The following is a 23,681-nucleotide window of genomic DNA, read 5'->3' on the forward strand; positions in this document are numbered from 1 at the left end:
CACTGGCACTTAAGTGTAACTTGCCGAATGCCCCGCCCCGCGCCGATGAGCGAACTGGCCTCTTTCAGATACCCAGGGCGAAACGCGGCTTGGACCGCTCCCTGGGGCATCTGGATACTCTTCGCGGCGGAGCGGTCCAGCTCGCCGCCGCATCGATGAGCCTTGCTGGGCCCGTCTCCGACTATCACGCCGGCACCGTGGACATGCGCAACAGATCCACTCGGCCATCACCAACGCTGCGTGGGCCGTTGGAGCCATTGTCGTCACCTGCGTCCTGGCCTCAGTCATCAAGTGGGCATAGGTGCGGTGATCGTGGTGAAGTACTGCACTGCGGCCAGTATTGCGATCGGGGTGGAGACGAGTAGTTGGCCGCGACGGCGCCGAGGGGGACCATCGCCACGACGCCGCCCAGGCAGCCTAGGAGAGCGGCGGGGAGGAACGGCCGAACAAGCCGATGATCGTGGCCGAGGCAATGGTTGCTCCGGCCAGGCCGCCGAGGACGCAGCCCGTTGCGGCGCCGCCGATCCCGCCGACCAGCGTGCCGACCATGACGCCGGTTGGCGCGGTCGAGGTCAGGCGGGCCCAGGTGTCGCGTTCGCAGTCGTATTCCGAACGCCTTGGGGCTGGATCCTGCGAAAGGCAGGGACACCGGTGAATCCCACCGCACCCCTCACAATTCCGCCATCGCGGCGACGAACGAGGCTGCTACGGCCTGCTGACCGGCCAACGTGGCGTGCACGCCGTCATCGAGCAGCAGCGGGTCCTCGCCGTTTGGCAGCGTGTCGTTCTCCACGTCGACGGTCAGGTCGGCCAGGTCGTGCAGCACGGTCGAGGTGTCGGCGATGTCGGCTCGGGTCCAGGTGATGCCGATTCGCTGGAAAGGCTCGAACGCGGCGATGCGGGCCTCGTCCACTGTGGTCGGGGTGAGCCAGATCCACTGCGCCGGTTCGGGGGCGCGGGATCGGAGGATGCGCAAGTTGCGTTCGGTCTCGGCCAGGCCGACCAGACGCTGACCGCCGGGGCCGCCGATGCGCTGGGCGTCGTTTGCGCCGAGCTGGCAGAACACCCAGTCGGGGCGCTGGAAACCCAGAGCGGGAGCGAGCGTCAGCGTCTGCGTTGTGGTCGCCCCCGAGACGGCGAGATTGGTGAGCCGAATGGCATCGTCGGGTCTGCGCAGGTCGAGCAGATAGCGCAGGATTTCGAACCACGACAGCCGGTCGGCGGTCGAACTTTCGCCCAAGGCGACCACGTGCTGTCCGGGTCGAAGCGGCAGCCGATCCACCGCGGCGGCCACCGCGGCGTCGTCCAGGAGGGCAGCGGCCGCCCAGCGCGCCTGTTCATCGAAATCGGCACAGAGCTTTTCGTATTCGACGGGGGTGAGACCGAACAGCGGTGCGACGCGGTCGGCGCCGAGGCCGGGGAGGTAGGGCAGCGAGCGTTCGGGACGCTGGAATCGGACGAGCTTCTCAATGTGCGGATTCATCGGTCATTCCGTTTCTGCGGCAGATGATTTCGAAACGAGGAAGCCAGCGGCGATCAACCACGCCATGCCGGTGAAACGGGCCAGCGGCAGCAGGACGGCGGCCTCCGTGCGCATCAGCGTTGCCGTGGTAGCCAGTCCGGCGACGGCGATGACGAGGCCGAGCCTGGCCAGCCAGGTACGGAAGGCAGCTACCGGCAACGCGATGCCCGCGATGAGCAACCCGGTCGAGACGACATTGCCTGGGCCGCCCGCGAGGAAGGCCAGCGTATGCAAAGCGCGCACCAAGTGCGGAGATTCGACGACTTCGGGCACCGTCAGCACCCAGGTCACCACCGCCGACAGCATCAGGAATCCGGTGGCGAGCGCGCCTCCGGCGAGGGCGAGCGCGCCCCGCGTCCGCAGCCGCGCGGTGATGGCGGCGACGAACAGCGCACCGGGGATCGCGGCGGCGAACTGCAACGTCGCTCCCAGCCGGACCGCGTCGCGGTGGTCGGTGAAGTAGAACAGCGCGTCGTCCGGCGCGGCGAACGGGGAAGGAAACACTTCGCCACCGGCCGCGACGGTGCTCGCGGCCAACCCGGCGACGAACAGCGCCGCCGAGGCGGTGGCGAAGACCCCCGGCGACGGGCCCAGCCCGGGTATATCCGGCCGCGGTGGAGTGGAAGCGATTGCGGGAGCGCTCATTACGCGAGTCCGTTCTTTTAGGTGAATCATTCACTGTAGTGAACGATTGAGGCGTGTGTACGATAACCCGGTGACAGCAGGAGAGCAAGCGGGTGACAACCCGATTCCGCGACAGGCCCTTACCCGGCAGGTCTCGTTCCTGCTCGCCCAGCTCGGCGCACACGCCACCCAGCGGTTCACCGACCGCATCGCCCCGCTCGGCCTGACTCCCCCCGATATCGGCGTGCTGCGCATGATCGCCATGTCCCCCGGTCGCAGCCAGCGCGCTCTGGCGGAGGAACTCGGCGTGGTTCCCAGCCGCGTCGTCGCCCTACTCGACAACCTCGACCGTAAAGGCCTCGTCGAACGCCGCCGCAGCGCCACCGACCGCCGCAACCACGAACTGCACCCGACCCCGGCGGCCTACCAGCTGATGGGCGAACTTTGGCCGGTGCTCCAGACCCACGAAGCCGACCTCACCGCGGCGTTGTCCCCCGCCGAACGCGATCAATTGGCGTCACTGCTGGCGCGGATCGCCGAGCAACAAGGTCTGGACGTGGGCGTACACCCCGGCTACCGGCGCACAAACCCGCCCACCATCGATGAGACGAAGGGATAGATCGCGACCCGACACCAGGCCGGTTCCAGGTGGAGCAGTTCAGCCCACGGCTTCACGCGGGTGGCAGTACCTGGTGAGATCACTGCCCCGTCGCCCCCATACGTGGCCGTGTAGGCCCACGGCGCCGCTCGCCGTACAACATGCGGGTGAAGTTGTTGCCGGTTGAATAGCGATTCCCCACGTCACAGACGGTCCTGGCGTGAACTCCGTAATCGTCACCACGCAGATGCTGACGCGGCGTCCACTGCCGATATCGCCGTCGCGCCCACCTGCGCGAGTAGAGTCGCCGACCTGACGACGGAACCGATGTCCGCCGCTACACGGCGCACGACACCGATTCGCTTGCGGCACGAGCATGGTGTCGCGCGGCGGACATGTCGTCCGAGGGCGGCGGATCGATCACGTCGCGGCAGCCCTGTCACCGGCCCCAGGCGGACGCCGGTCCACCGATCTCCGGACCGGCAAACTACGCGCCGACGTCATCAGGGCGGCGCGGTTCGAGGCGGCCGCCCCACTCTCCGCTCGACACCACTATCGAAAGGCCGTGTCAGCAGGAGTGGTATTGCTTCAGCTGGCACGGAGAACGCCCGATCGACAGTTCTACGAATCGGACGTCTTCATCCTGTCCAATATCCTGGGCTGCCATTGGTAGAACCAACTGAACTTGTAGGACTCCCCATCGGGCGACGAGGTAGCGGCATAGGTGAATCGACGGTCGGTCGTGCTGATCGGGACTTTGTCGACGAGTTGCCCGAAGCGCGGTTCGATTCGAACCGGGAGCGTTGTCGGGTCCGGTGTTATCACCGGAAAACAGAGGCGCTCGATTCGGCGCGATTCCCAGCTGATGGTGGCGTAGATATCGAATGCTTTCTCGGTGAGTGAGAGAAAGTCATCGCTCGGGTCCGGGAGTCCGGCATCCCGGTGCAGCGACACGATGGCGCGGGGTTCGAAGTAGTCGGCCGACAGGCCGGGGAAGTACACGTTCATCGTCTTGTCGTGGTAGTCGATACCGAGCAAGCCGACTTTGTCCTCCAAGCCGTGACGTGCGAACATGCCGACGTGGTCGGCGAGACTGGGCGGCATGGACGGTAGTTCGGCGAGCTCCGATACTTTCTGCATGCCATCGGCGGGAAAGAAGGGCCAGATTTTCTTGAAGCCGCCGACTACACCGATGTCGATCCCGTAGCTGTGGATGGGGCACCGTTCCCGGACCTCGTCCAGCAGAGCGCCGACCGGATGATCGGTCTCGGAAATGAGTTCGTTGGAAAGGGCGATGTCATAGGGGTCGATGTCGCTCGGCAGCGTCAAGAAGCGGTAGTCGAGGTCTCCTGAGCGGCGGGCGTCGGTGACCACTCGGAGGGAGATCACGGAACGCGTGAGCATCGCGCCGTACGCGGTCAGAGTGGGCCGGACAGCTTCTCGAGTGCAAGGGACGTTCCATAGCCGCGCGGATTCCTCGATGGCCGCGTAGAGATCTTCCAGCTCGGATTCGGTAGTGGTGAACACGCGTCCTTCCAGAGATCGGTGCTACGAGCAACATCACGGTTGCGCCAATTCCATTCAACCAGAATGCAACTCAGGACCGGATGCCACGTGTGGGAATGCAGGCACCGCATCCTTCCATGGTCACGCGGTTGACGAACGGAGGTGGCGGGTGAGGGCATGACCCAGATGCGGGCCGAGGGGACCGGTGTGGTCGATGCCGAGTTGGGTGGCGAGGGTGGTGGTGTGCAGGCGTGTGGCGTTTTCCAGCAGGGTGGCGTAGGTATCGGTGGTAGCGCGGATTCGGTGATGAGCGGTCGCGGCGATGACGACGGCGAGAGGTGCGGCGGGCCACCACCAGACGGTCAGAGCGAGGTAGAGAACGGACCAGGCCGCAAGCGTGGTCGCTCGCGAGAGAGCGGTGCGGGCGGTGGTGATCTGCTCGCGCACGGGGTCCGGCAGGACCAGCCACAGCGACGGCCACACGGTCGCCAGGTCGAGATGGTGATCGCGATCGAGTCGAATCGCCGTTGCTTGGATTCGGTCGCCGCTCCAGGTCGGGCGCTCGGGCCGCTCGACCGAAATCCTTGCTCGCGCGCGTGCCGCACGGTGCCTGAGCGCCGGGTCGGGCCGGGACGCCGGATCGGGAGTCAAGGCATTCTGGTATTCACGGAGGTAGTCGGCGTTGGCGCTGTCCCACCGACGCTGACGGCGGGCGAGCGACCACCGAGCGGCGAACCGGACGGGAATCGGCCAAGCCTGCCATTCCGCCGCCAGCACAGCCCGCTCCACAAACGTTCCGATCGATTGTGCGACGAAACCGACCGCCGCGGCGGCTGCGAGAATCGCGGCCAAGACGACGACCTGCCCGCCCGTGCTGGTCACCCTGGGATTTCTGGCGTAGTCGGTGATATGTCGGGTGAGCAGGCCGATGTCCAACGCATGCGCGTGGCCGAGAGTGAGCGCGGTGGCGGTGACCGCCAGATAGAACGCGCCGGGCAACACGAGAAGCGAAAACCATTTCTCGGCCAGCTTTTTGGCGAGTTCACTCCACAACCCGTTCATCAGGAGAGCCGTTCGCGCCGTAATTCCCGTCCGCTGACGGCGCATCGGGGCGGCTCGGCATCGACATCGTCGCGGCCGTCGCAGCGTTCGAGCGGGCAGCGGTAGACGACTTCGATGCTGTGCACGCCGACCGGAACCAGACCGCGGTGGTGTCCATACACACCGCGCGCATCGCCGGCCGCCCGCAGAGCGGTGTGCACCCCATCCAGCGCGGCGGCGATGCCCGCACCGTCCCCCGATCGGACCGAGCTGAGCAGCTTGTGCAGCGGGGTCGAAGTGTCCGTCCCGTCATCGCCGAGAGTGCCGCGGATCTCCTGCAGATGACCGCACAGATACGCCAGCCCGGCGGTGACCCGAGTTGCATCTTGTGACGGCGGCAACCGAACCCCCAGGTGCACAGGTGAATACGATGGGCACTGTCGCCGAGGCCACGATCCGGCGAGCGTGTCGTGTGATCATATCGCCGTAAACCGTTGTGCCAGGGGTGACCGTGTGATCAGCGTGGCTCGATAGGGCAGGGGGATGGATGCGGTATGACGATCAACGCCACCATCATCACGGCCGAAATCAAACTGTGGCAACGCAAGCTGACCACGCTGCCGACCGGCCACCCCACGCGGGTGCTGTGCCTTTTCCGCCTCGGTGACGCTTTTTATCGCCGGTTCAAGGCGACAGGGGCCATCGCCGACCTGGACGAAGCCATCGTCTCCCTCCGGAAAGCCGTGGAGGCCACCCCCGCCGGTCACCCGAACCTCGCCGTCATACTGACCGAACTCGGCGGCGGACTCTGGATCCGTTTCCAGCGGACCGGGATGTCGCCCGACTTGGACGAGGCGATCCGGACAGCTCGACGCGCGGTGGACGCCACGCCACCCGATCGCCCCGTGGCCGGCCTGCTGGGTTTCATCGTTGCAGCCCTGAAGATCCGGTTCGAGCGGACGGGCGCGATGGCCGATCTGGACGAGATGGCCCGGACAATGCGGCTGACGATCGCGGCCACGCCCACCGATCACCCCGAGCGAGCCCAAAGGATCAGCGCGCTGAGTCGCGCCCTGCGGCATCAGTTCACGTTGACGACGGCGCTGCCCGATCTGGACGAGGCGATCCAAGTCGGCCGACAGGCGGTGGCCGCGGCGGCCCCGTACCACCCCGAGCGTTCCAGCATTCTGTCCGATCTCGGGATCTCCTTACGGGTGAGGGCCGAGCGGACGGGCGGGCAGGCCGACCTGGAGGAAGCGATCCGAGTAGGTCGGCAGGCGGTAGCCGAAACATCGCCCGACCACCCCAAGCGTGCCGACCACATGACCGGCCTCTGCCGGGCTCTGGTGCACCGGTTCGCACGCGCGGGTCTACCGGACGATCTAGATGAGGCGATCGAAATCGGTCGACGAGCGGTAATGGTCACAGCCCCAGAGGATCCCGACCGTGCCGAAAGTATGTCCGTCCTCGGATCAGCGCTACGGCTCCGGTCCGAGCGAACAGGCTCGACAGCCGATCTGGACGAGGCCGTCGCCACCCTGCGGAAGGCCGCGAACGTGGACCTCGTCGACCGAACAGTCCGCCCGGTGTCGCTGTCCGATCTCGGTATCGCCCTTTTGAACCGTTTCGAAAGGACCGGGGCCCAGGCCGACCTGGACGAGGCGATTCAGGTCGGCCGACAGGCGGTGGAAACCGGCTTCGGCCGCTTCGACTTCGGCAACATCCTGTCCAGTCAGGGGGTCGCGGTACTGCGGCGGTTCGAGCGAAACGGCGAAATGAGCGATCTGAACGAGGCCGTCATCACCTTCCGGAAAGCCGTGGACGTCACGTCTCCCGATCATCCCGATCTGGCGAGCATACTGACCAATTCCGCCGTCACCCTGCTGAAGCGGTTCGAGCGGACCGGCGAACTGCCCGATCTGGACGAGGCGATCGAACTCGGCCGACAGGCGGTGACAGCCCTGCCGGTCGGCCACCCTGACCTGGCCAAAACACTGTCCAATCTCGTCACCTGCCTGGTGAGCCGGTTTCAGCGGACAGGCGAAATGGCCGACTTGGACGAGGCGATCCGGATCGGACGGGAGTCGGTCGATGCCACACCCACCGGCCATCCCGGCTCGGCCGCCACCGGGTCCAATCTCGCGATCTGCCTGGTGAGCCGATTTCACCGCACGGGGCAGACGCCGGACCTCGACGAGGCGATCGTCATTCTCAGGAGAGCCGCGGACGTTCTTGCCCCCGACCATCCCGATCTTGTCACGCTGCTGTCCAATCTAGGTGTCGCATTGTGGAAGCGGTTCGATCGAACCGGAGCCCCGGTCGACCTGGACGAGGCGATATACGCGAACCGACGAGCGGTGGCGACCATACCGGACGACCACCCCCTCCGAGCCCGCCATCTGTCCAATCTAGCCATTCCTTTGCGGATTCGATTCCAGCGAACCGGCGCGATGGCCGATCTGGACGAAGCGATCCGAATGGGTCGGCAATCGGTCGCGGCCACACCCGAAGACCATCCTGACCTTCCCGTCATGTCGACCGAACTCGCGGCCTTCCTGCTGAGCCGGTTCGAGCGGACGGGCATGATCGCCGACGCGGACGAAGCCATAGCCACGCTCCGGAAAGCCGTGGACATCACCCCGGTCGACCACCCCGCACGCGCCGGGATACTGGCCGACCTCGGAGTCGTGCTTTGGAAGCGCTCCGAACGTACGGAAACGGCGGATGACTTGGGCGAGGCGATCCGGATGGGCCGGCTGGCAGTCGCGGCCACGCCCACCGACCACCCCGAACGCGCCGACCGACTGTCGAATCTCGCCGTGCCCCTGACGATTCGGTATGAATCGACGGGCACGACACACGATCTGGACGACGCGATCCGTCTCGCCCGGCAGGCGGTCGCGGCCATCCCGACCGGGCACCCTGGCCACGCCGTCATGCAGATCAACCTCGCCGAAGCTTTGCGGGCCCGATATTCGCGGACAGGCACGGCGTCTGATCGGGAGGAGGCGACGACCGCCCTGCAGGAGGCTGCGGAACTGGCCACAGCGGCTCCGTCCCTGCGAATCCGGGCTGCTCGCGGCGCCGCCGAGCTCACCGCGACGGCGCAGCCGGGCCGGGCGGCGGAACTGCTGCGGCGGGCGGTCCGCTTGTTGCCCGAAGTCGCGCCACGCGAGTTGGCGCGGTCGGATCAACAACATGCTCTGGGCGAGTACGCCGGAATCGCCTCCGACGCGGCGGCACTGGCGCTGGACGATCCGTCCACACCGCCGGACCAGCGGCCCGTCCTGGCATTGCAGCTGCTGGAGGCGGGGCGGGCGGTGCTGTTGAGCCAAGCGTTGCAAGTGCGCGGCGACATAGCCGACCTCGCAGACCAGCATCCAGATCTGGCCGCCGATTTCGTCCGGCTTCGGAAACTTCTCGACCGAACTCCCGATGCCGCCGCCGCGTCGGACGCGGCAGCCGACCCCATAGCGGACCGGGCGCGCTCGGCGCGGGAGTTGAACGACGTGCTGGCGCGGATCCGGGCGCAGCGCGGATTCGAGTACTTCGCCCTGCCGCCGTCGGCGGCGGAACTCATCGCTCAGGCCGGCCGAGGCCCGGTGGTGGTGTTCAACATCAGCGGCCACCGCAGCGACGCGCTGCTGCTCACCGCCGGCGGAGCGACCTGTCTGCCGCTGCCCGGCCTGCCGCTCGAGACCGTGATCGACCAGGTTCTCGCCTTCCACGAAGCCTTGCGGGCCGCTGGTCACGGCCGCACCGGGCCGGAGCGGCAAACCGCCCAACGACAGCTCAGCCGGATCCTGGAATGGCTGTGGGACAACGCCGCAGGCCCGGTTCTGGACGCCTTGGGCTACCGCGAGCGGTTCCCTGCGGACCGGACCGGCCCGCGGGTGTGGTGGATACCCGGCGGTCTGCTGGGTCTACTGCCCATCCACGCCGCGGGCTATCACACCGCACCACCTGATCCCGCGGGCCGGGCGGTGCTGGACCGGGTTGTCTCCTCCTACACCCCCACCATCGCCGCCCTCCGCCATGCGCGGCGGCGCTCGCCGAGCGCCGAGCCGTCTGCACGCAGGCCCGCACTCATCGTCGCGATGCCTACCACCCCCGGCGTAGCGGGGCGCCTGCACCACGTGCCCGAGGAAGTCCGCACGGTCGCCGCCCACCTGTCGTCGTCGATCACGCTCACCGAGCCGGACTCCGGCATCCAGGTCGACCTCGCTGGAGCGGACTCCGCCACAACCCTTCCGACCAAGGCCAATGTCTTGAATCGCCTGGCCGACTGCGCCATCGCGCACTTCGCCTGCCACGGCACCACCGATCCGGCCGACCCATCCCGCAGCCACCTGCTGCTGCACGACCACGACGCGGACCCGCTCACCGTCGCCGAACTCGCCCCGGTCCACCTCGACCACGCGCGTCTGGCCTACCTCTCGGCCTGCGAAACCGCCCTCACCACCAACACCCGGCTCCTCGACGAAGCCATTCACCTTGCCTCGGCGTTCCAACTCGCCGGATACCCACACGTCATCGGCACACTGTGGCCCATCGACGACGAAATCGCCGTGCAGGTGGCCGACGCCTTCTACGCCGCTCTGGTCACCGACCCGGACGTGACCGATGCCGCATACGCGCTGCATCGCGCCATCCAGACTGTGCGCGACGCGCTTCCCGCCACCCCCTCGCTCTGGGCCGCCTACCTTCACGCCGGGGCATGAGAGCCGACCCCGATCGGCCCCGCATGCCCGCCTGCGTCGTCAGCACTTCGGCGTGAGCGGAGTGCACAGAGGCAGCAGGTTCATGCGGGCCGGGGTTTCCGTGACGGGCGGCGGCGGGGGAACCGCCTCGGTCGTGAGCTCAGGAGCTCGGGTCGGTTGCACAGCGCCGCCGGTGGGCGTCGAGCAGGAGGCGGCCAGTATCCATATCGTGCCGATGACCAGCACGATCAGCGCCACCGCGGCGATCTGTTGCGAGCGGTGGCCGCGTGACTTCGATTTCTCGGAGGTGCGACCGGGGATCCGCGCGGACAGGGCGGTTAGCTGCTCGCGAACCGGGACCCGTGGACGGCGCTCGAGCACAGCCGTCGGCGTGGGTCGGCGCAGCGGCTCGGGCGCGGGGGTGGGCGTTGACCACGATGTGGGCCGGCTCGGCGGAGGCGCCTGCACCGGACGTGGGCGCCGAGGCCGGTCGGCGGCGGGCTCGATCCACGACGACCAGTTGTCCGTGAAGGACGACGGTGCGGGCTTCGCCGCGAGTCGGCCTTCGAACCGAGGCGGCTCCGCGTGCTCGGCATCAGTTGTCGGGCCCGACGGCGCGGGATGTGATTCGGGCTCCGGCGCGAGGTATTCCGGCGCGAAGGGATCCGCCTGGGCGGGTTGCGCCTGCGCAGCTACGGCGACAAGTGCCTGCGGGGAATGCGACTCCGACGCGGACGCCTTCTGGCTGCCGCCTGGCACATCCGTGTACTCGAGCGACTGCCGGGCCGTCGACGACGCCCCTTGGGCTCGCTGTGCGCTTTCGGCACTGGGCCGCGTCGACGGCTCGAACGCCGAGCCCTCGCGCTCGTCGACATCCTTGGCGGGGCGCGCCTGCGCGGCCGCGGTTCCCGAGGCGGCGGTCTGCTCCAGCGCAGGCATCGCGGACTGCGACGCGGGCGACTGAACTACCTGCGGGACCTGCTGATAACCCTCATCTGCCTCGTCACCGTTTTCGATGGTTCGGGTCGAGCCGGATTCGCTGAGTCGCGCAGCATCCGGATCGAGGTCGTGCGGCTCGGACACGGCGTCGACCGGTGACGCGTCCGAACCAGCCGACACGTCGTCGGTGTCCGTATCCTCGCTGGACGTCCTACCCTCGAGCTCGGGAGCCTTCCGCGTGACGCTCTCCAACGCCGCCAGCGTCCCGGCCCGTAACTTCCGCTCCGCCGGAAAACCATCCACCACCAGGTCGTCGACGGTGATCTGGTCGCCGAGGTTCAAGTCCGTCAGGAGGGCGTGGGTGCGTTCGGCGGTCCAGATGAGCTTGCGGCTCGCGGTGCGGTGGAACCACGCGCGCAGGTCGGCCTGCCCGGCTCCGAGCACCACCGCGCATCCGCGCCTGCGCGACTCGATGTTGAGCGTGAGGTTCGAATCCTCGGGCGGCACCACGACGATCAGTCCGTCGACGAAGGCCTCGGCATTGTGCTTGCGCACCAGCGTCTTCAAGTTGAAGACGTTGTTCGTCACCTGATCGAACGGGCTGCTGTCGTGGTCGCGCACGTGGAACGGGTCGCCCGCGTAGCCGGACAGCCGCCAGCGGCCGTTGGCCTGTACCGACAGGACACCGCTCGTCGCCTCCGGGACGGTGCCCTTGACCTCGACGACGACCGCCGCCCTGGGGGTGATCACCACCAGATCGGCTTCCTGCGTTTCGTCCTTGCGCTCGCGGTCGGGTAGGTAACACCCCGAGATCGCGAGTCCCACAATGACGTACTGGCCGGTCCAGCTCCGCATCCAGTCGAGCACGCGCTGTTCGGATCGCGGCGCCGTCGTTCGTTCATTGATGACCAACATCGGCGGCCTCCATCGCCGTCCACACCATCGACCACACAACGGTATGCGCCTGGATTTCCGCCACAAAATCGAAAGGCACTGGAGCAGCAGGATATTGGCAGCAGAAGGGCGTACGAAGGACGGCGTGTGGGCAGCGCCACACTCGGGTGCGTCAGACTCCGACCGCTTCTTCGATCTCTTCCTCGGCCGCATGTTCCGTGACGCGGACCGTCTCGGTGCGCGCGGCCGTGCGCAGCCTGCGCTCGTAGCCGCCCGCCACCAGGACCAGTCCCGCACCGGCCGCCAGCCACAGCACCAAGCTCAACACCCGGTTGCCGAATCCCGCACCGCCGTCGAAGTACAACAGGGTGCGCGCGCCCTCGACGAAACCCGCTCCGTTCCAGAACGAATGCAGCGCGCCGAAGAAATCGTTCTGCAGCCACGGCCCGTACACGCCGCCCGATGTCGTGAAGTTGAGCATCACGAACAGCACCATCATCGTCAGCGTGGTCCAGCGCCGTAAGAAGGTGTGCAGCCCGATGCCCACGGCGAGAATCCCAGCCGAATACAGCCACGACATCGCCCAGACGGCGGCGTAGTCGTGGTCGACCACATGGAATACCGGCCCCGCGACGCCGAGTCCGATGACGCTCACCGCCAGCGACGTGACCAGGCCCAGCAGTGCGCGAACGCCCATGCTCAGTCCCGCCCCGGCCGCGCCGATCGCCGCGACGCTGCCGTAGGAGCCGATGCTCAATGCCACCAGCAGGAAGAACAGGCCCTGCGCGGTCGGATCGCCGGTGCTCGGCGGAGCGATATCGGTGACCTCGACCGGCGCGCCCTGCTGGGCGGCGATCCGGTCGAAGACGGCCTCGGCCGCCATTGCCGTGGTGTCGGAGCCAGCCTTGGCGACCAGCGCTTCGTGCGATTCCGGCACGTAGGCGCCGGCCAGTGTCCGCTCCCGCAACTGCCGCACCGCCTCCTCGCGACCTGGCAGGGTGACAACCTCCAGCGCGTCTCCGGCCCGGTCCTTCAGCGTCTGAGCCAGCACCTTGACCTGCGGTGCGTCACCCACGATCGCCACCTTCAGGTGGTTCGGCTCGGGCTGGTGGAACGCGCCCAGATATGCCAGTGCCATGCCGAGGCACATCAGCAGTGGGGTGAGCAGATGCGCGGCGACATGCCGTAGCTGGTGCATGAGACGACTCCCCAAAAGGTTGGTAAATACAACTATCTTCGTTGTACTATACAACCATGCGGCAATCTCCGGCATTCCCCACTCGCTCGACCGCGATCCACACCATTCAGCGCGAGCTCACCGCATTCGCCCGCCGAGCCCGTGGCCGAGCCGCCGAACTGCATCCGGAACTGCCGCTGGTCGCGTCGAGCATCCTGGACCTGGTCATCGAACGCGACGGCTGCCTGGCCACCGAACTGGCCGAACACTTCCTGCTGGACAAATCCACGGTGAGCAGGCAGGTGGCGGCGCTGGAACGGCTCGGGTATCTCACCCGGGAGGTCGATCCCGCCAATCGCCGCAACCACATCCTGCGCGCCACCCCCGCCGGGCAGCGGATCGCACGGGAGGCCGAGCAGCGCCGCCGGGAGGCGTTCGCCGAACGGTTCCGCGACTGGGACGACGAGGACCTCGCCGAACTCGCCGGGTACCTGGTCCGCTACAACGCGGCGGACGGCTGATCGGCGCACGGCCGGCGCGGCGGACGCGAGCGAGCCCCGCTCAACCTCGCAGCGCCGCGGCCAGATCCGGGTCCACCGAGAACGCTATGCCGATCAGCGATTCGACCAGCAGGTCGATCAGCTCCGTACGCGAGATCGGCTCGGAACGCAGCCAGGTGAGCGTGGACTCCTCGACGAACGCGATCCAGCCGCGCATCGCGAGCATGAGCCGAGGGTGATCGGCTTCGGCGACCGGAACCGGCGTTTCCGCGAGGATGATCCCGATGATCGCGTCGCGGGTCTGGTCGACCAGCGGGGCCAGGTCGGGGCTGACGCTGGTGGGGCCGCGCAGGAGCGCCAGATAGGAGGTCCGGTTCTCCGTGACGTACTCGATGTAGCGCTCGATCGAGTCGCGCAGCATCTCGAACAGGCCCAGCGAGCGGTCCGGGGCGACGCGCTCGAGCAGTTCGGCGTTGGCGTGGTGCACGATCGCGAGCTGGAAGTCCTGCTTGGTCGGGAAGTAATGGAACAGCAGGCCGCGGGAGATGCCCGCCTCGGCGGCGATCTCGCTGACGGAGATGTCCTCGATGGAACGCTCGCCGAGCATCTTCGCACCCAGAGTGATCAGCTGCTCGCGGCGCTCGTCGGGACTCAGCCGCGTGCGCTTGGGGGCGTCTCTCTGGGTTCTCGTCACGCGCACAATCCTACTGAACGCCAGTCAATACACTGTTGACTCGCGCTCAATAGGACCGTAGGCTCCATTACATGAGTCGCAAGGTTACAGACAAAGCTGTCGCCGGCCGACCCGCGCGCCACGCCAAGACGATCATCATCGGCAGCGGGTTCGCGGGCCTGGGTCTGGCCGTCCGGCTGACCCAGCAGGGTCGCAACGACTTTCTCGTGCTGGAGCGCGGCAGCGACGTCGGCGGCACCTGGCGGGACAACACCTACCCCGGCGCGGCCTGCGACGTGCCTTCGCACCTGTACTCGTACTCGTTCGCGCTGAACCCGAACTGGTCGCGGTCGTTCTCCCGGCAGGGCGAGATCCAGCAGTACATCCAGGACGTGTCGAAGCGCTACGACGTGCGCGACAAGCACATCTTCGACTGCGACGTGACCAGCGCCCGCTGGAACGACGAGACCGCGCTGTGGGAGATCGAGTCGACCAAAGGCAGCTTCACCGCGAACACGGTGGTCTCCGCGGTCGGCGCGCTGTGCGAGCCCGCCCTGCCGGACATCAAAGGCATCGGCGAGTTCGAAGGCGAGATCTTCCACTCCGCCCGCTGGAACCACGACGCCGACCTCACCGGCAAGCGGGTCGCCATCATCGGCACCGGCGCCTCGGCGATCCAGATCGTGCCTGCCATCGCCCCGAAGGTCGGCCATCTGGACGTATACCAGCGCACGGCGCCGTGGCTGCTGCCGCGCTTGGACCGCCCGTACACGAAGGCCGAGCGACTGGCCTTCAAACACGTGCCGGGTCTGCAGCGACTATCCCGCGCGGCCATCTACGCCGCGCGCGAGACCCAGGTGGTCGGCCTGGCCAAGGTGCCCGCCCTGATGCAGTTGTTCGAGGCGATCGCGAAGGCCAAACTCCGCTACGAGATCCGCGATCCGCAGTTGCGCGCCAAGGTCACGCCGAATTTCCGGATCGGCTGCAAGCGCATGCTGATCTCCAACGACTACTACCCCGCGCTGTCGCGCCCCAACGTCGACGTGGTCACCGACGGCATCGCCGAGGTGCGCGCGAACTCGATCGTCACCGAGGACGGCACCGAGCGCGAGATCGACGCGTTGATCGTGGCGACCGGCTTCCACGTCACCGACTCCCCCACTTACAACACCATCGCGGGCCGCAACGGTCGCACTTTGGCGGAGGTATTCGACGAGATCGGCCAGCAGGGCTACAAGGGCTCGGCGATCGCCAATTACCCCAATTTGTTCTTCCTGCTCGGCCCGAACGTCGGCCTCGGGCACACCTCGATGGTGTACATGATCGAATCTCAGATCAATTACATCGCCGACGCACTGGCTACCATCGACCGCCTCGACCTGCGTACCGTGGAGGTGCGCCGCGACGTGCAGGATGCCTACAACGCCGACCTGCAGGCGAAGCTGGCGGGCAGCGTCTGGCTGACCGGCGGGTGCTCGAGCTGGTACCTGGACAAGCACGGCAACAACACCACGCTGTGGCCGGACTTCACTTTCGAATTCCGTAGGCTGACCAAGACATTCGACGTGGCGGCGTACGACATCTCCATTTCCCGGGCCGACTTGAAAGCAGTGGCATCGTGAGCAGTGACGCTTACTTCGAGAACAAGGTATGTGTGATCACCGGAGCGGGTTCCGGGATCGGCCGTGCGCTGGCGGTGAATCTGGCCCGGCGCGGCGCCAAACTGGCACTGTCGGACATCGACGTCGACGGTTTGAACGAGACCGTACGCCGCTGCGAACAGCTCGGCGCCGAGGTCAAGTCCGACCGGCTGAACGTGGTCGAACGCGAAGCGGTGATCCTCTACGCCGACGCGGTGAAAGCGCACTTCGGCACGGTGCACCAGATCTACAACAACGCGGGCATCGCCCACCACGGCGAGGTCATCCGCTCGGAGTACAAGGACTTCGAACGCGTGATGGACGTCGATTTCTGGGGCGTCGTCAACGGCACCAAGGCGTTCCTGCCGATGGTCATCGAGTCCGGCGACGGCCACGTCGTCAATGTGTCCAGCCTCTTCGGCCTGATCGCAATTCCCGGGCAGAGCGCCTACAACGCGGCGAAGTTCGCGGTGCGCGGCTTCACCGAGTCGCTCCGCCAGGAGATGCTGGTCGCGCGGCACCCGGTCAAGGTCACCTGCGTGCACCCCGGCGGCATCAAGACCGCGGTCGCGCGCAACGCCACCTACGCCGAGGGCATCGACGCCAAGTCGGCCGCGACGATGTTCGACCGGAAGCTGGCCATCCACACCCCGGAGATGGCGGCGCAGACCATCGTCGAGGGCGTGCGCAAGGGGCACGGCCGCGTGCTGATCGGCTGGGAGGCCAAACTGCTGGATCTGTTCGTCCGGGTCACCGCGTCGGGCTACCAGCGGATCGCGGCCAACGTCGAACGCCGCTTCCTGCCCTGACCCGGATTCGAGGAACGACGAATGCGGGACATCGACCTGCCACTGCCCCTCGCGCGGGCGATACTGAATCCGATCTTCCGGGTCACGCTGAACAAGCGATTGCCGTTCACGGTGCAGCGCAGGCTGCTCGACGTGACTTCGCGGGCGCAGTTGCTGCCCGCGGGCGCTGTCGTGCGGCCCGTGCGCCTGGGCGGCAGGCCCGCCGAGCGGATCGATTTCGCGGACAGCTCCGAGCACGGTGCCGTGCTCTATCTCCACGGAGGCGGATACGCGGTCGGCTCGGTCGCGACACATCGCTCGCTGGCGGCCCGGCTGGCACGAGACATCGGTTGCGCGGTCTACGTGCTGGACTACCGGCTCGCGCCGGAGCAGCCCTTCCCCGCGGCACTGGACGACGCCGAGGCGGCGTTCCTGGAGCTGGTGGCGACCTCGGGACTGCGGCCGGACCAGATCGCCGTCTCCGGTGACTCCGCGGGCGGCGGTCTGTCGCTCGCGCTGGCTCAGCGACTGATCGCCCGGCACGGGCAGACCCCGGCCGCGCTCGGTCTGATCGCGCCGTGGGCGGACCCGAACGAGATCCCGGAGCGCGAACGCGATCTGGTTATCAACAGGCCCTGGTCACGCGCCTGCGTCGCCGCTTACCTGGGCGACAGCGATTCCGCCGACCCGGCTTACGCACCCCTGACCGGCGAACTGCGCGGCCTGCCGCCGACCTACGTGCAGGTGGACGTCAGCGAACTGCTGCACCGGCAGTGCGTCGCGCTGGTCGCCGCGCTGCGCGAGGCGGGGGTACACGTGCGCTTCACCGAGAGCAAGGGCTTGTGGCACGTCGCTCAATTGCAGGCCGCGCTGGCGGCGCCCGCAGCGGCCGCGCTGTGCGAACTCGCCGAGTTCCTGCGCGAAGCGATTCAACCGGCGGACCTGCGCGAACTAGGATGAAATTCGAGCGGGTCCCCAGCCTGCGGTGATGTACGGAGGCGATTGGCGGTGGTCGACCTCACGGGCCCGGCGCAGGTGTCGTAGATTACTGGCGAGTAAACCCACGTGGAAGGGCACTGATGCGAGAGTTCGAAGTCCCGGCTTCTTACACCATTCCGGATGACGCGAACAATTCCGACAACGTCTTCCGCCACGCCGAGCAGTCGCCGAATACGGTGCTGTTCAACGTGCCTAACGGCAGTGGCGGCTGGCGGGACGTCACCGCCGCCGAGTTCGCGAAAACCGTTACCGGGGTGGCGAAAGGCCTGATCGCTTCGGGTCTCGAACTCGGCGATCGCGTCGCCATCATGGCCCCCACCCGCTACGAGTGGGCCGTCCTCGACTTCGCCATCTGGGCCGCGGGCGGCTGCACCGTCGCGATCTACGACAGCTCCGCCGCCGAGCAGGCCAAGTGGATCCTGCAGGACTCGGCCACCAAGCTGCTGGTCGTGGACAGCGACAAGCACCGGAAGGTGATCGACGAGATCGAAACCGGGGCGCTGCCCGAGCTGCGGGAGATCCTGCAGATCGACAAGGGCGCGGTGGACGAGCTGCTCGGCCGCGGCGCCGACCTGGACGACCAGGCCGTGCACGAGCGCCGCGCACAGGTCGGCGCGCAGTCGCCCGCCACCCTGATCTACACCTCGGGCACCACGGGCCGCCCGAAGGGCGTCATGCTGACCCACGCGAACCTGTACGCGGAGTCCAAGTCCGACCGGATCGCGCTGAACAAGTACGTCACCGAGGGCAAGAAGACCCTCATGTTCCTGCCGCTGGCGCACGTCTTCGCCCGCGCCGTGGCGCTGGCCGCGTTCGACGCGAAGGTGGTCGTCGCGCACACCGCCGACTGGTCCACCCTGGTCGAGCAGTTCGGCAGCTACCAGCCGCACTTCATCCTCTCGGTGCCCCGGGTGTTCGAGAAGGTGTTCAACAGCGCCAAGCAGAAGGCGCACGACGGCGGCAAGGGCAAGATCTTCGACGCCGCCGCCGATACCGCGATCGCATGGAGCGAGGCGCTCGACAACGGCGGACCGGGCCTGGCGCTGAAGCTGAAGCACGCGCTGTTCGACAGGCTGGTGTACGCCAAGCTGCGCGCCGCGCTCGGCGGCCAGTGCGAGGCCGCCGTTTCCGGCGGCGGGCCGCTCGGCGCGCGACTGGGCCACTTCTTCCGCGGCGTCGGCGTGACCATCTACGAGGGCTACGGCCTCACCGAGACCACCGCGGCCATCGCGGTCAACACCCCGGAGCACATCCGGGTCGGCTCGGTCGGGCGGCCGATCGAGGGCCACGCCGCCAAGATCGCCGAGGACGGCGAGCTGCTGCTGCGCGGCTCGGTCGTGTTCAGCGGCTACTGGGGCAACGCGGAGGCCACCGACGACGCGTTCGAGGACGGCTGGTTCAAGACCGGTGACCTCGGCGCCATCGACGGGGACGGCTTCATCACCATCACCGGCCGCAAGAAGGAGATCATCGTCACCGCCGGTGGCAAGAACGTCTCCCCCGCGCTGCTGGAGGACTCGCTGCGGGCGCACCCGCTGATCAGCCAGGTGATGGTGGTCGGTGACGGCCAGCCCTTCATCGGCGCGCTGATCACGCTGGACCCGGAGTCGCTGCCCGGCTGGAAGGAACGCAACAGCCTGCCCGCCGACACCCCCATCGAGAAGCTGATCGAGAACCCGGACCTGCTCGCCGAGGTGAACGCGGCGGTGGCCGAGACGAACAAGAAGGTGTCGAAAGCCGAGCAGATCAAGAAGATCCGCCTGCTGACCATCGACTGGACCCAGGAAACCGGCGAACTCACCCCGAAGATGTCGCTCAAGCGCGCCGTCGTGATGAAGCAGCACGCCGACGACGTGGCGAACATCTACAACTGAACCGATCGCGGAAAGGCGCTGTCCGTTCGCGGGCAGCGCCTTTCGCGTGTCCGGGTCCGTCCGCGACGATCCGTGCGCTGTCGCGGATGCCGGACCGAGCCGGTCGACCGGCAGTAGTCTCGATGCCATGGCCGATCTGCGACTGCGTGTGGTGGCCGGGATCGTCTCGGCGGGCCTCACGCTGGGTGTCGCCGAATTGCTCGCGGCCTTCCTCGGCCCCGACAGCGCGCCGCTGCACCTTCTCGGTTCGGCCGTGGTCGACCACACGCCCGACGGTGTGCGGGAATGGGCCATCACCACCTTCGGCACCAACGACAAGGCCGCGCTGTACCTGATCATGAGCGTGATCGCCGTCCTGGTCGCCGGCGTGGCCGGAGCGATCGAGCGGACCACCCGTGCCGCCGGGTCGTGGTTGTTCGTCGTGTTCGGAGTGATCACCGCTTGGGTGGCGGTAGCGCGCACCGGTCTCACCGCCGCGTTGCCGACCGTCGTCGGCGTCGCCGTCGGCATCTACTCGCTGCGAGCGCTGACCCGTCGCATCGACGCGGTGGTCGACAAGTCGCCCGGTGCGAGGCACGCGGAAACGCCATCGTCGGCCGCCCCTGATCGAACCGTGGCCGAAGGTTCGGCTTCCGCCGACCGAGATCACTCAGAGCACGCCGATGTCGCCGACGGGCAGAACCGGGCGATCACCGACGTGGACTCCGGCGCGGACTCGCGTCCGGACTCGTCGGTGCACCGGCCAGGCACCGAACGCCCTGGTGCGGGCGAGAACCTCGCCGCCGCGGACGAACCGGGACGGGTCGAGGCCAGACCGGCGGGTGAGGTCTCGCCCGCATCGGCCGCCGGCGCTTCGGAGCTCAGCTCGGCGGCTCCGGAGCGCAGGCAAGTCTTGCGGGGACTACTGGTGGCCGGTGGGCTGGCCGCGGTGACCGGAATCGGCGGACGGGTGCTCGGCGCCCGCCGCAGCGACGTTTCCGGCGAGCGAGCCGCCGTGCAGTTGCCGGAGCCGTCGGCACCCGCCGAGCCGGTCGCGCCCGGCGTGGACCTTCGTGTCCCTGGACTGACGCCGTACCTGACCGCGAACGACGATTTCTACCGGATCGACACCGCGCTGATCGTGCCGCAAGTGTCCAAGGACGGCTGGTCGCTGCGGATCCACGGCATGGTCGACCGCGAGATCCGGCTCACCTGGGCGGATCTGGCGCTTCGCCCGGTGGAGGAACACCTGGTCACGCTGGCCTGCGTGTCCAATCCGGTGGGCGGCGACCTGATCGGCAACGCGCGCTGGCTCGGTTACCGCGTGGATCAGCTGCTCGCCGAGGCGGGACCGCACCCCGACGCGGACATGGTCCTCTCGCACAGCGCCGACGGCTGGACCGCGGGCACGCCGCTGGCGGTGCTCACCGACGGACGCGACGCGCTGCTCGCGGTCGGCATGAACGGCGAACCGCTGCCGGTGCGGCACGGGTATCCAGCCCGGCTGGTCGTGCCCGGTCTCTACGGCTACGTCTCGGCCACCAAATGGGTGACCGAACTGGAAGTCACCCGCTTCGACCGCGCCACCGCGTACTGGACCCGCCGCGGCTGGTCGGCACTCGGCCCGATCAAGACCGGCATCCGCATCGACACTCCCCGTGCTCGCGGCCGCCTCCAGCCGGGCCGCATCCCCATCGCCGGAGTCGCGTGGGCACAACATCGCGGCATCCGCGCCGTGGAAGTGCAAGTCGACAACGGCCCCTGGCAGCAGGCCCGCCTCTCCGAAGAGCAGTCCATCGACACCTGGCGCCAGTGGGTATTCGACTGGGACGCCACCTCCGGCCCGCACACCCTCCGCGCCCGCGCCACCGACGGCGCCGGCGAAACCCAAACAGCCGAACGCCGCGACGTCATCCCCGACGGCGCCACCGGCCTTCCCTCGGTCACAGTCAGCGTGGGTTGACGCGCACCGCGGATGGTCGCGTAATGGCAGGCAGTGAACTCGTGTCGACGGGATAGGATCGGGCGAGTCCGGTAGTCGTCGGCCGTTCGAGGAGGGGGCCATGTCCGAGATTTTGGATTGGGCGCGAGAAGAGAACTTGCAGCCGGCGCCGATCACGTTGGAGATCTGGAAAAAGCTTCCCGAAGATTTCTGCCGCTTGGTGGAGGTGGTGAACGGGGAGGCCGTTCGGGCGGAGTCGCCTACCAGGCCGCATCAGAAGTCCGCCCGCAGAATAGCGGACTTTGTCGAGACCGCTGCCGAAGCTCACGTTGGTCGATACCGTAGCGGCTGCTTGGACGTCGATATGGATTTCGATGTGCTGCTGTGGGAGCTGCCGCGGGTGACGATTCGGCGGCCCGACATCGCACTGTTCGAATGCGCCCCGCCCGAACTTCGGCCGTTGCCCGCTTCCATGGTCAAACTGGTGGTAGAAGTCGTCTCACCGGGCACCGAGCGTGTAGACACGGCCGACAAGCTCGCGGAGTATGCGTTGGCCGGGATCCCGTGGTACTGGATCGTCTGGGTTTCCGGCAATTGCGTCGATTCGATCGAGGTCTATGTACTCGACCATGTACTGGGCCAGTACCGACTACATGTGAAGCTGCCGCCGACCGATTCCCAGACCGTGATCGATGTGCCGATCGAGATCACCATCGACTGGACCAAGCTCGGCGTGCTGGCGCGCTGACGAACATGCCCCGCAGAAGGACTTCTTCTGCGGGGCATGGGATTTCGGCGGTCAGCTCGCTACGGCGTCGGCCTCGACCCGTTCTTTCTCGAGCCGCGGCGGGGCCGACTCGCCGTGGCGGATGAACAGTACCGAGGCGGCGACGCCGATCAGCAGGACAGCCGCGGGGAGCAGCGCGGACTGGCCGAGCGCGGTGCTGAAGGCATCCTTGACGAACTCCGGGAGCGGGCCCCGACCCGCGCCTCCTTCGGCGACCGGGCCGCCGCCCAGGCCGTTCGCCGTCATCCTGGCAGCCACCAGCGCGCTGATCGCCGCGCTGCCGAGCACCGAGCCCACCTGGCGGGTGGTGTTGTAGACACCGGCGCCCGCGCCGGCCAGCTGGACCGGCAAATTGTGGGTGGCGGTGGACGCCAGCGGAGCCCAGATGCAGGCGTTGGCGAAACCGGCCAGCGCCGCTGCCACCAGGAACCAGACCAGCGACGAGTCCGGCTTCATCAGCGCCGCGAAGCAGAACACCGACAGCGCGAACAAGCCGAAGCCGACGGTGGGCACGATCCGCGGGTGCAGCTTGTCGGCGAACTTGCCGACCAGCGGGGCGGAGAAACCGGTCACGATCGCCATGGGCGCGAAGACCAGCGCGGACTTGGTCGGCGACAGCTCCCGCACGGCCTGCAGGTAGAAGTACGTCGGCACCATCAGGGAGGTCACCGCCGCACCCATCGCGGCGATCGCGGCATTGGACAGCGCGAAGTTGCGATCGCGGAACAGGCTCAGCGGCAGCAACGGCTCGCCCTTGTTCCTGGCCTGGTTGACCAGGAACACCGCGAGCACCACCAAGCCAGCGCCGATCAGCAGCCAGATGCGCAACGACCAGTCGTAGGTGTTGCCCTCCTGGATGCCGAACACCAGCAGGAACATGCCGACGCCGCTGAGCAGCACACCGGGGATGTCGAACTTGTGCTCGTGCGTCGGCAGCGCGGGCACCAGCCAGACGGCCAACGCGAAGGCGACGACGCCGACCGGGACGTTCACGATGAAGATCCACTCCCAGCCGAGACCGTCCACCAGCACACCGCCGAGGATCGGGCCCACCAGCGTCGCCAGGCCCGCGACGCCACCCCACAGGCCCATGGCGGCGCCGCGCCGGTCCGGCGGGAAGGTCCTGGTGATCACGGCCATGGTCTGCGGCGTCATCAGCGCGGCGCCGATGCCCTGGGCGGCGCGTGCCGCGATCAGCATGCCGATGGTGCCGGACAGACCGCACCACAGCGACGCGGCGGTGAACACCGCCAAGCCGATGAGATAGATGTTCTTGGGGCCGAATCGATCACCCAGCCGTCCGGTGACCAGCAGCGGCACCGCGTAGGTGAGCAAGTAGGCGCTGGTCACCCAGATCACCTGGGAGATGTCGGCGTGCAAGCTGGTCATGATCGCGGGATTGGCGACCGCCACGATCGTCATGTCCAGCAGGATCATGAAGAAGCCGACGACCAGCGCGACCAGCGCCAGCCACGGATTGCGTTGTGTGGACATCTGT

General features: G+C 67.6%; 18 protein-coding genes. 9 read left to right on the plus strand and 9 right to left on the minus strand.

The annotated features are described in order from the left end of the window. Nucleotides 1-670: 670 nt before the first annotated feature. Nucleotides 671-1,483 (minus strand): SGNH/GDSL hydrolase family protein, encoded by an 813-nt coding sequence (locus ACIA5H_RS22065; RefSeq protein WP_397077207.1) that lies wholly within the window; start codon nt 1,481-1,483, stop codon nt 671-673. Nucleotides 1,484-1,486: 3 nt separating this feature from the next. Next, nucleotides 1,487-2,167: a hypothetical protein gene (locus ACIA5H_RS22070; protein ID WP_379254814.1), complete on the minus strand. Its 681-nt coding sequence runs from the start codon at nt 2,165-2,167 to the stop codon at nt 1,487-1,489. Between the two features lie 70 nt (nt 2,168-2,237). Between ACIA5H_RS22070 and ACIA5H_RS22075 the strand changes: the two genes are divergently transcribed. Beyond that, nucleotides 2,238-2,765, plus strand: coding sequence for a MarR family winged helix-turn-helix transcriptional regulator (locus tag ACIA5H_RS22075; RefSeq protein WP_397077208.1), 528 nt, complete (start codon nt 2,238-2,240; stop codon nt 2,763-2,765). A gap of 600 nt (nt 2,766-3,365) precedes the next feature. Here ACIA5H_RS22075 and ACIA5H_RS22080 read toward each other — a convergent pair. The 3 genes from ACIA5H_RS22080 to ACIA5H_RS22090 all read right to left on the minus strand — a co-directional run bounded on the left by ACIA5H_RS22080 (nt 3,366) and on the right by ACIA5H_RS22090 (nt 5,710). After that, the gene (locus ACIA5H_RS22080) at nt 3,366-4,271 is read right to left on the minus strand and encodes an aromatic prenyltransferase (protein WP_397077209.1); all 906 of its coding nucleotides are present in this window, start codon (nt 4,269-4,271) and stop codon (nt 3,366-3,368) included. 120 nt (nt 4,272-4,391) lie between these two features. Further along, nucleotides 4,392-5,312 (minus strand): hypothetical protein, encoded by a 921-nt coding sequence (locus ACIA5H_RS22085; RefSeq protein WP_397077210.1) that lies wholly within the window; start codon nt 5,310-5,312, stop codon nt 4,392-4,394. Beyond that, nucleotides 5,312-5,710 (minus strand): hypothetical protein, encoded by a 399-nt coding sequence (locus tag ACIA5H_RS22090; RefSeq protein WP_397077211.1) that lies wholly within the window; start codon nt 5,708-5,710, stop codon nt 5,312-5,314. The genes ACIA5H_RS22085 and ACIA5H_RS22090 overlap by 1 nt, the downstream gene beginning before the upstream one ends. A gap of 135 nt (nt 5,711-5,845) precedes the next feature. Between ACIA5H_RS22090 and ACIA5H_RS22095 the strand changes: the two genes are divergently transcribed. Then, the gene (locus ACIA5H_RS22095; protein WP_397077212.1) at nt 5,846-10,012 is read left to right on the plus strand and encodes a CHAT domain-containing protein; all 4,167 of its coding nucleotides are present in this window, start codon (nt 5,846-5,848) and stop codon (nt 10,010-10,012) included. Between the two features lie 39 nt (nt 10,013-10,051). Here the strand turns inward: ACIA5H_RS22095 and ACIA5H_RS22100 are convergent, their stop codons facing one another. Next, nucleotides 10,052-11,845 (minus strand): NERD domain-containing protein, encoded by a 1,794-nt coding sequence (locus ACIA5H_RS22100; RefSeq protein WP_397077213.1) that lies wholly within the window; start codon nt 11,843-11,845, stop codon nt 10,052-10,054. A 151-nt stretch (nt 11,846-11,996) separates the two neighbouring features. After that, on the minus strand, nt 11,997-13,022 hold the full coding sequence (locus ACIA5H_RS22105) for a hypothetical protein (protein WP_379254802.1): 1,026 nt from the start codon (nt 13,020-13,022) through the stop codon (nt 11,997-11,999). 56 nt (nt 13,023-13,078) lie between these two features. Between ACIA5H_RS22105 and ACIA5H_RS22110 the strand changes: the two genes are divergently transcribed. Continuing rightward, entirely contained in the window at nt 13,079-13,522 is a 444-nt protein-coding gene (locus tag ACIA5H_RS22110; RefSeq protein ID WP_355077323.1) for a MarR family transcriptional regulator, read from the plus strand. A gap of 40 nt (nt 13,523-13,562) precedes the next feature. Here ACIA5H_RS22110 and ACIA5H_RS22115 read toward each other — a convergent pair whose 3' ends face one another. Further along, entirely contained in the window at nt 13,563-14,195 is a 633-nt protein-coding gene (locus ACIA5H_RS22115; RefSeq protein WP_379254800.1) for a TetR/AcrR family transcriptional regulator, read from the minus strand. 71 nt (nt 14,196-14,266) lie between these two features. Between ACIA5H_RS22115 and ACIA5H_RS22120 the strand changes: the two genes are divergently transcribed. The 6 genes from ACIA5H_RS22120 to ACIA5H_RS22145 all read left to right on the plus strand — a co-directional run bounded on the left by ACIA5H_RS22120 (nt 14,267) and on the right by ACIA5H_RS22145 (nt 22,144). After that, nucleotides 14,267-15,796: a flavin-containing monooxygenase gene (locus tag ACIA5H_RS22120; RefSeq protein WP_397077214.1), complete on the plus strand. Its 1,530-nt coding sequence runs from the start codon at nt 14,267-14,269 to the stop codon at nt 15,794-15,796. Then, nucleotides 15,793-16,623 carry an SDR family NAD(P)-dependent oxidoreductase gene (locus ACIA5H_RS22125; protein ID WP_379254796.1) on the plus strand — a complete coding sequence of 277 codons (831 nt, stop codon included), beginning with the start codon at nt 15,793-15,795 and terminating at the stop codon, nt 16,621-16,623. Before ACIA5H_RS22120 ends, ACIA5H_RS22125 begins: the two co-directional genes overlap by 4 nt. Before the next feature lie 21 nt (nt 16,624-16,644). Continuing rightward, a complete protein-coding gene (locus tag ACIA5H_RS22130; protein ID WP_397077215.1) occupies nt 16,645-17,562 on the plus strand; it encodes an alpha/beta hydrolase in 918 nt (305 codons plus the stop codon). Between the two features lie 119 nt (nt 17,563-17,681). Beyond that, nucleotides 17,682-19,475, plus strand: coding sequence for an AMP-dependent synthetase/ligase (locus ACIA5H_RS22135; protein WP_397077216.1), 1,794 nt, complete (start codon nt 17,682-17,684; stop codon nt 19,473-19,475). Nucleotides 19,476-19,602: 127 nt separating this feature from the next. Next, nucleotides 19,603-21,417, plus strand: a complete 1,815-nt coding sequence (locus tag ACIA5H_RS22140) for a molybdopterin-dependent oxidoreductase (RefSeq protein WP_397077217.1) — start codon at nt 19,603-19,605, stop codon at nt 21,415-21,417. A gap of 100 nt (nt 21,418-21,517) precedes the next feature. After that, entirely contained in the window at nt 21,518-22,144 is a 627-nt protein-coding gene (locus ACIA5H_RS22145; RefSeq protein WP_379254789.1) for a Uma2 family endonuclease, read from the plus strand. A gap of 51 nt (nt 22,145-22,195) precedes the next feature. Here the strand turns inward: ACIA5H_RS22145 and ACIA5H_RS22150 are convergent, their stop codons facing one another. After that, complete coding sequence (locus ACIA5H_RS22150; RefSeq protein ID WP_397077218.1) at nt 22,196-23,677, minus strand: DHA2 family efflux MFS transporter permease subunit; 1,482 nt, start codon at nt 23,675-23,677, stop codon at nt 22,196-22,198. Nucleotides 23,678-23,681: the final 4 nt, after the last annotated feature.

This window comes from Nocardia sp. NPDC051900, assembly GCF_044452545.1.
GTDB lineage: Bacteria > Actinomycetota > Actinomycetes > Mycobacteriales > Mycobacteriaceae > Nocardia > Nocardia sichangensis.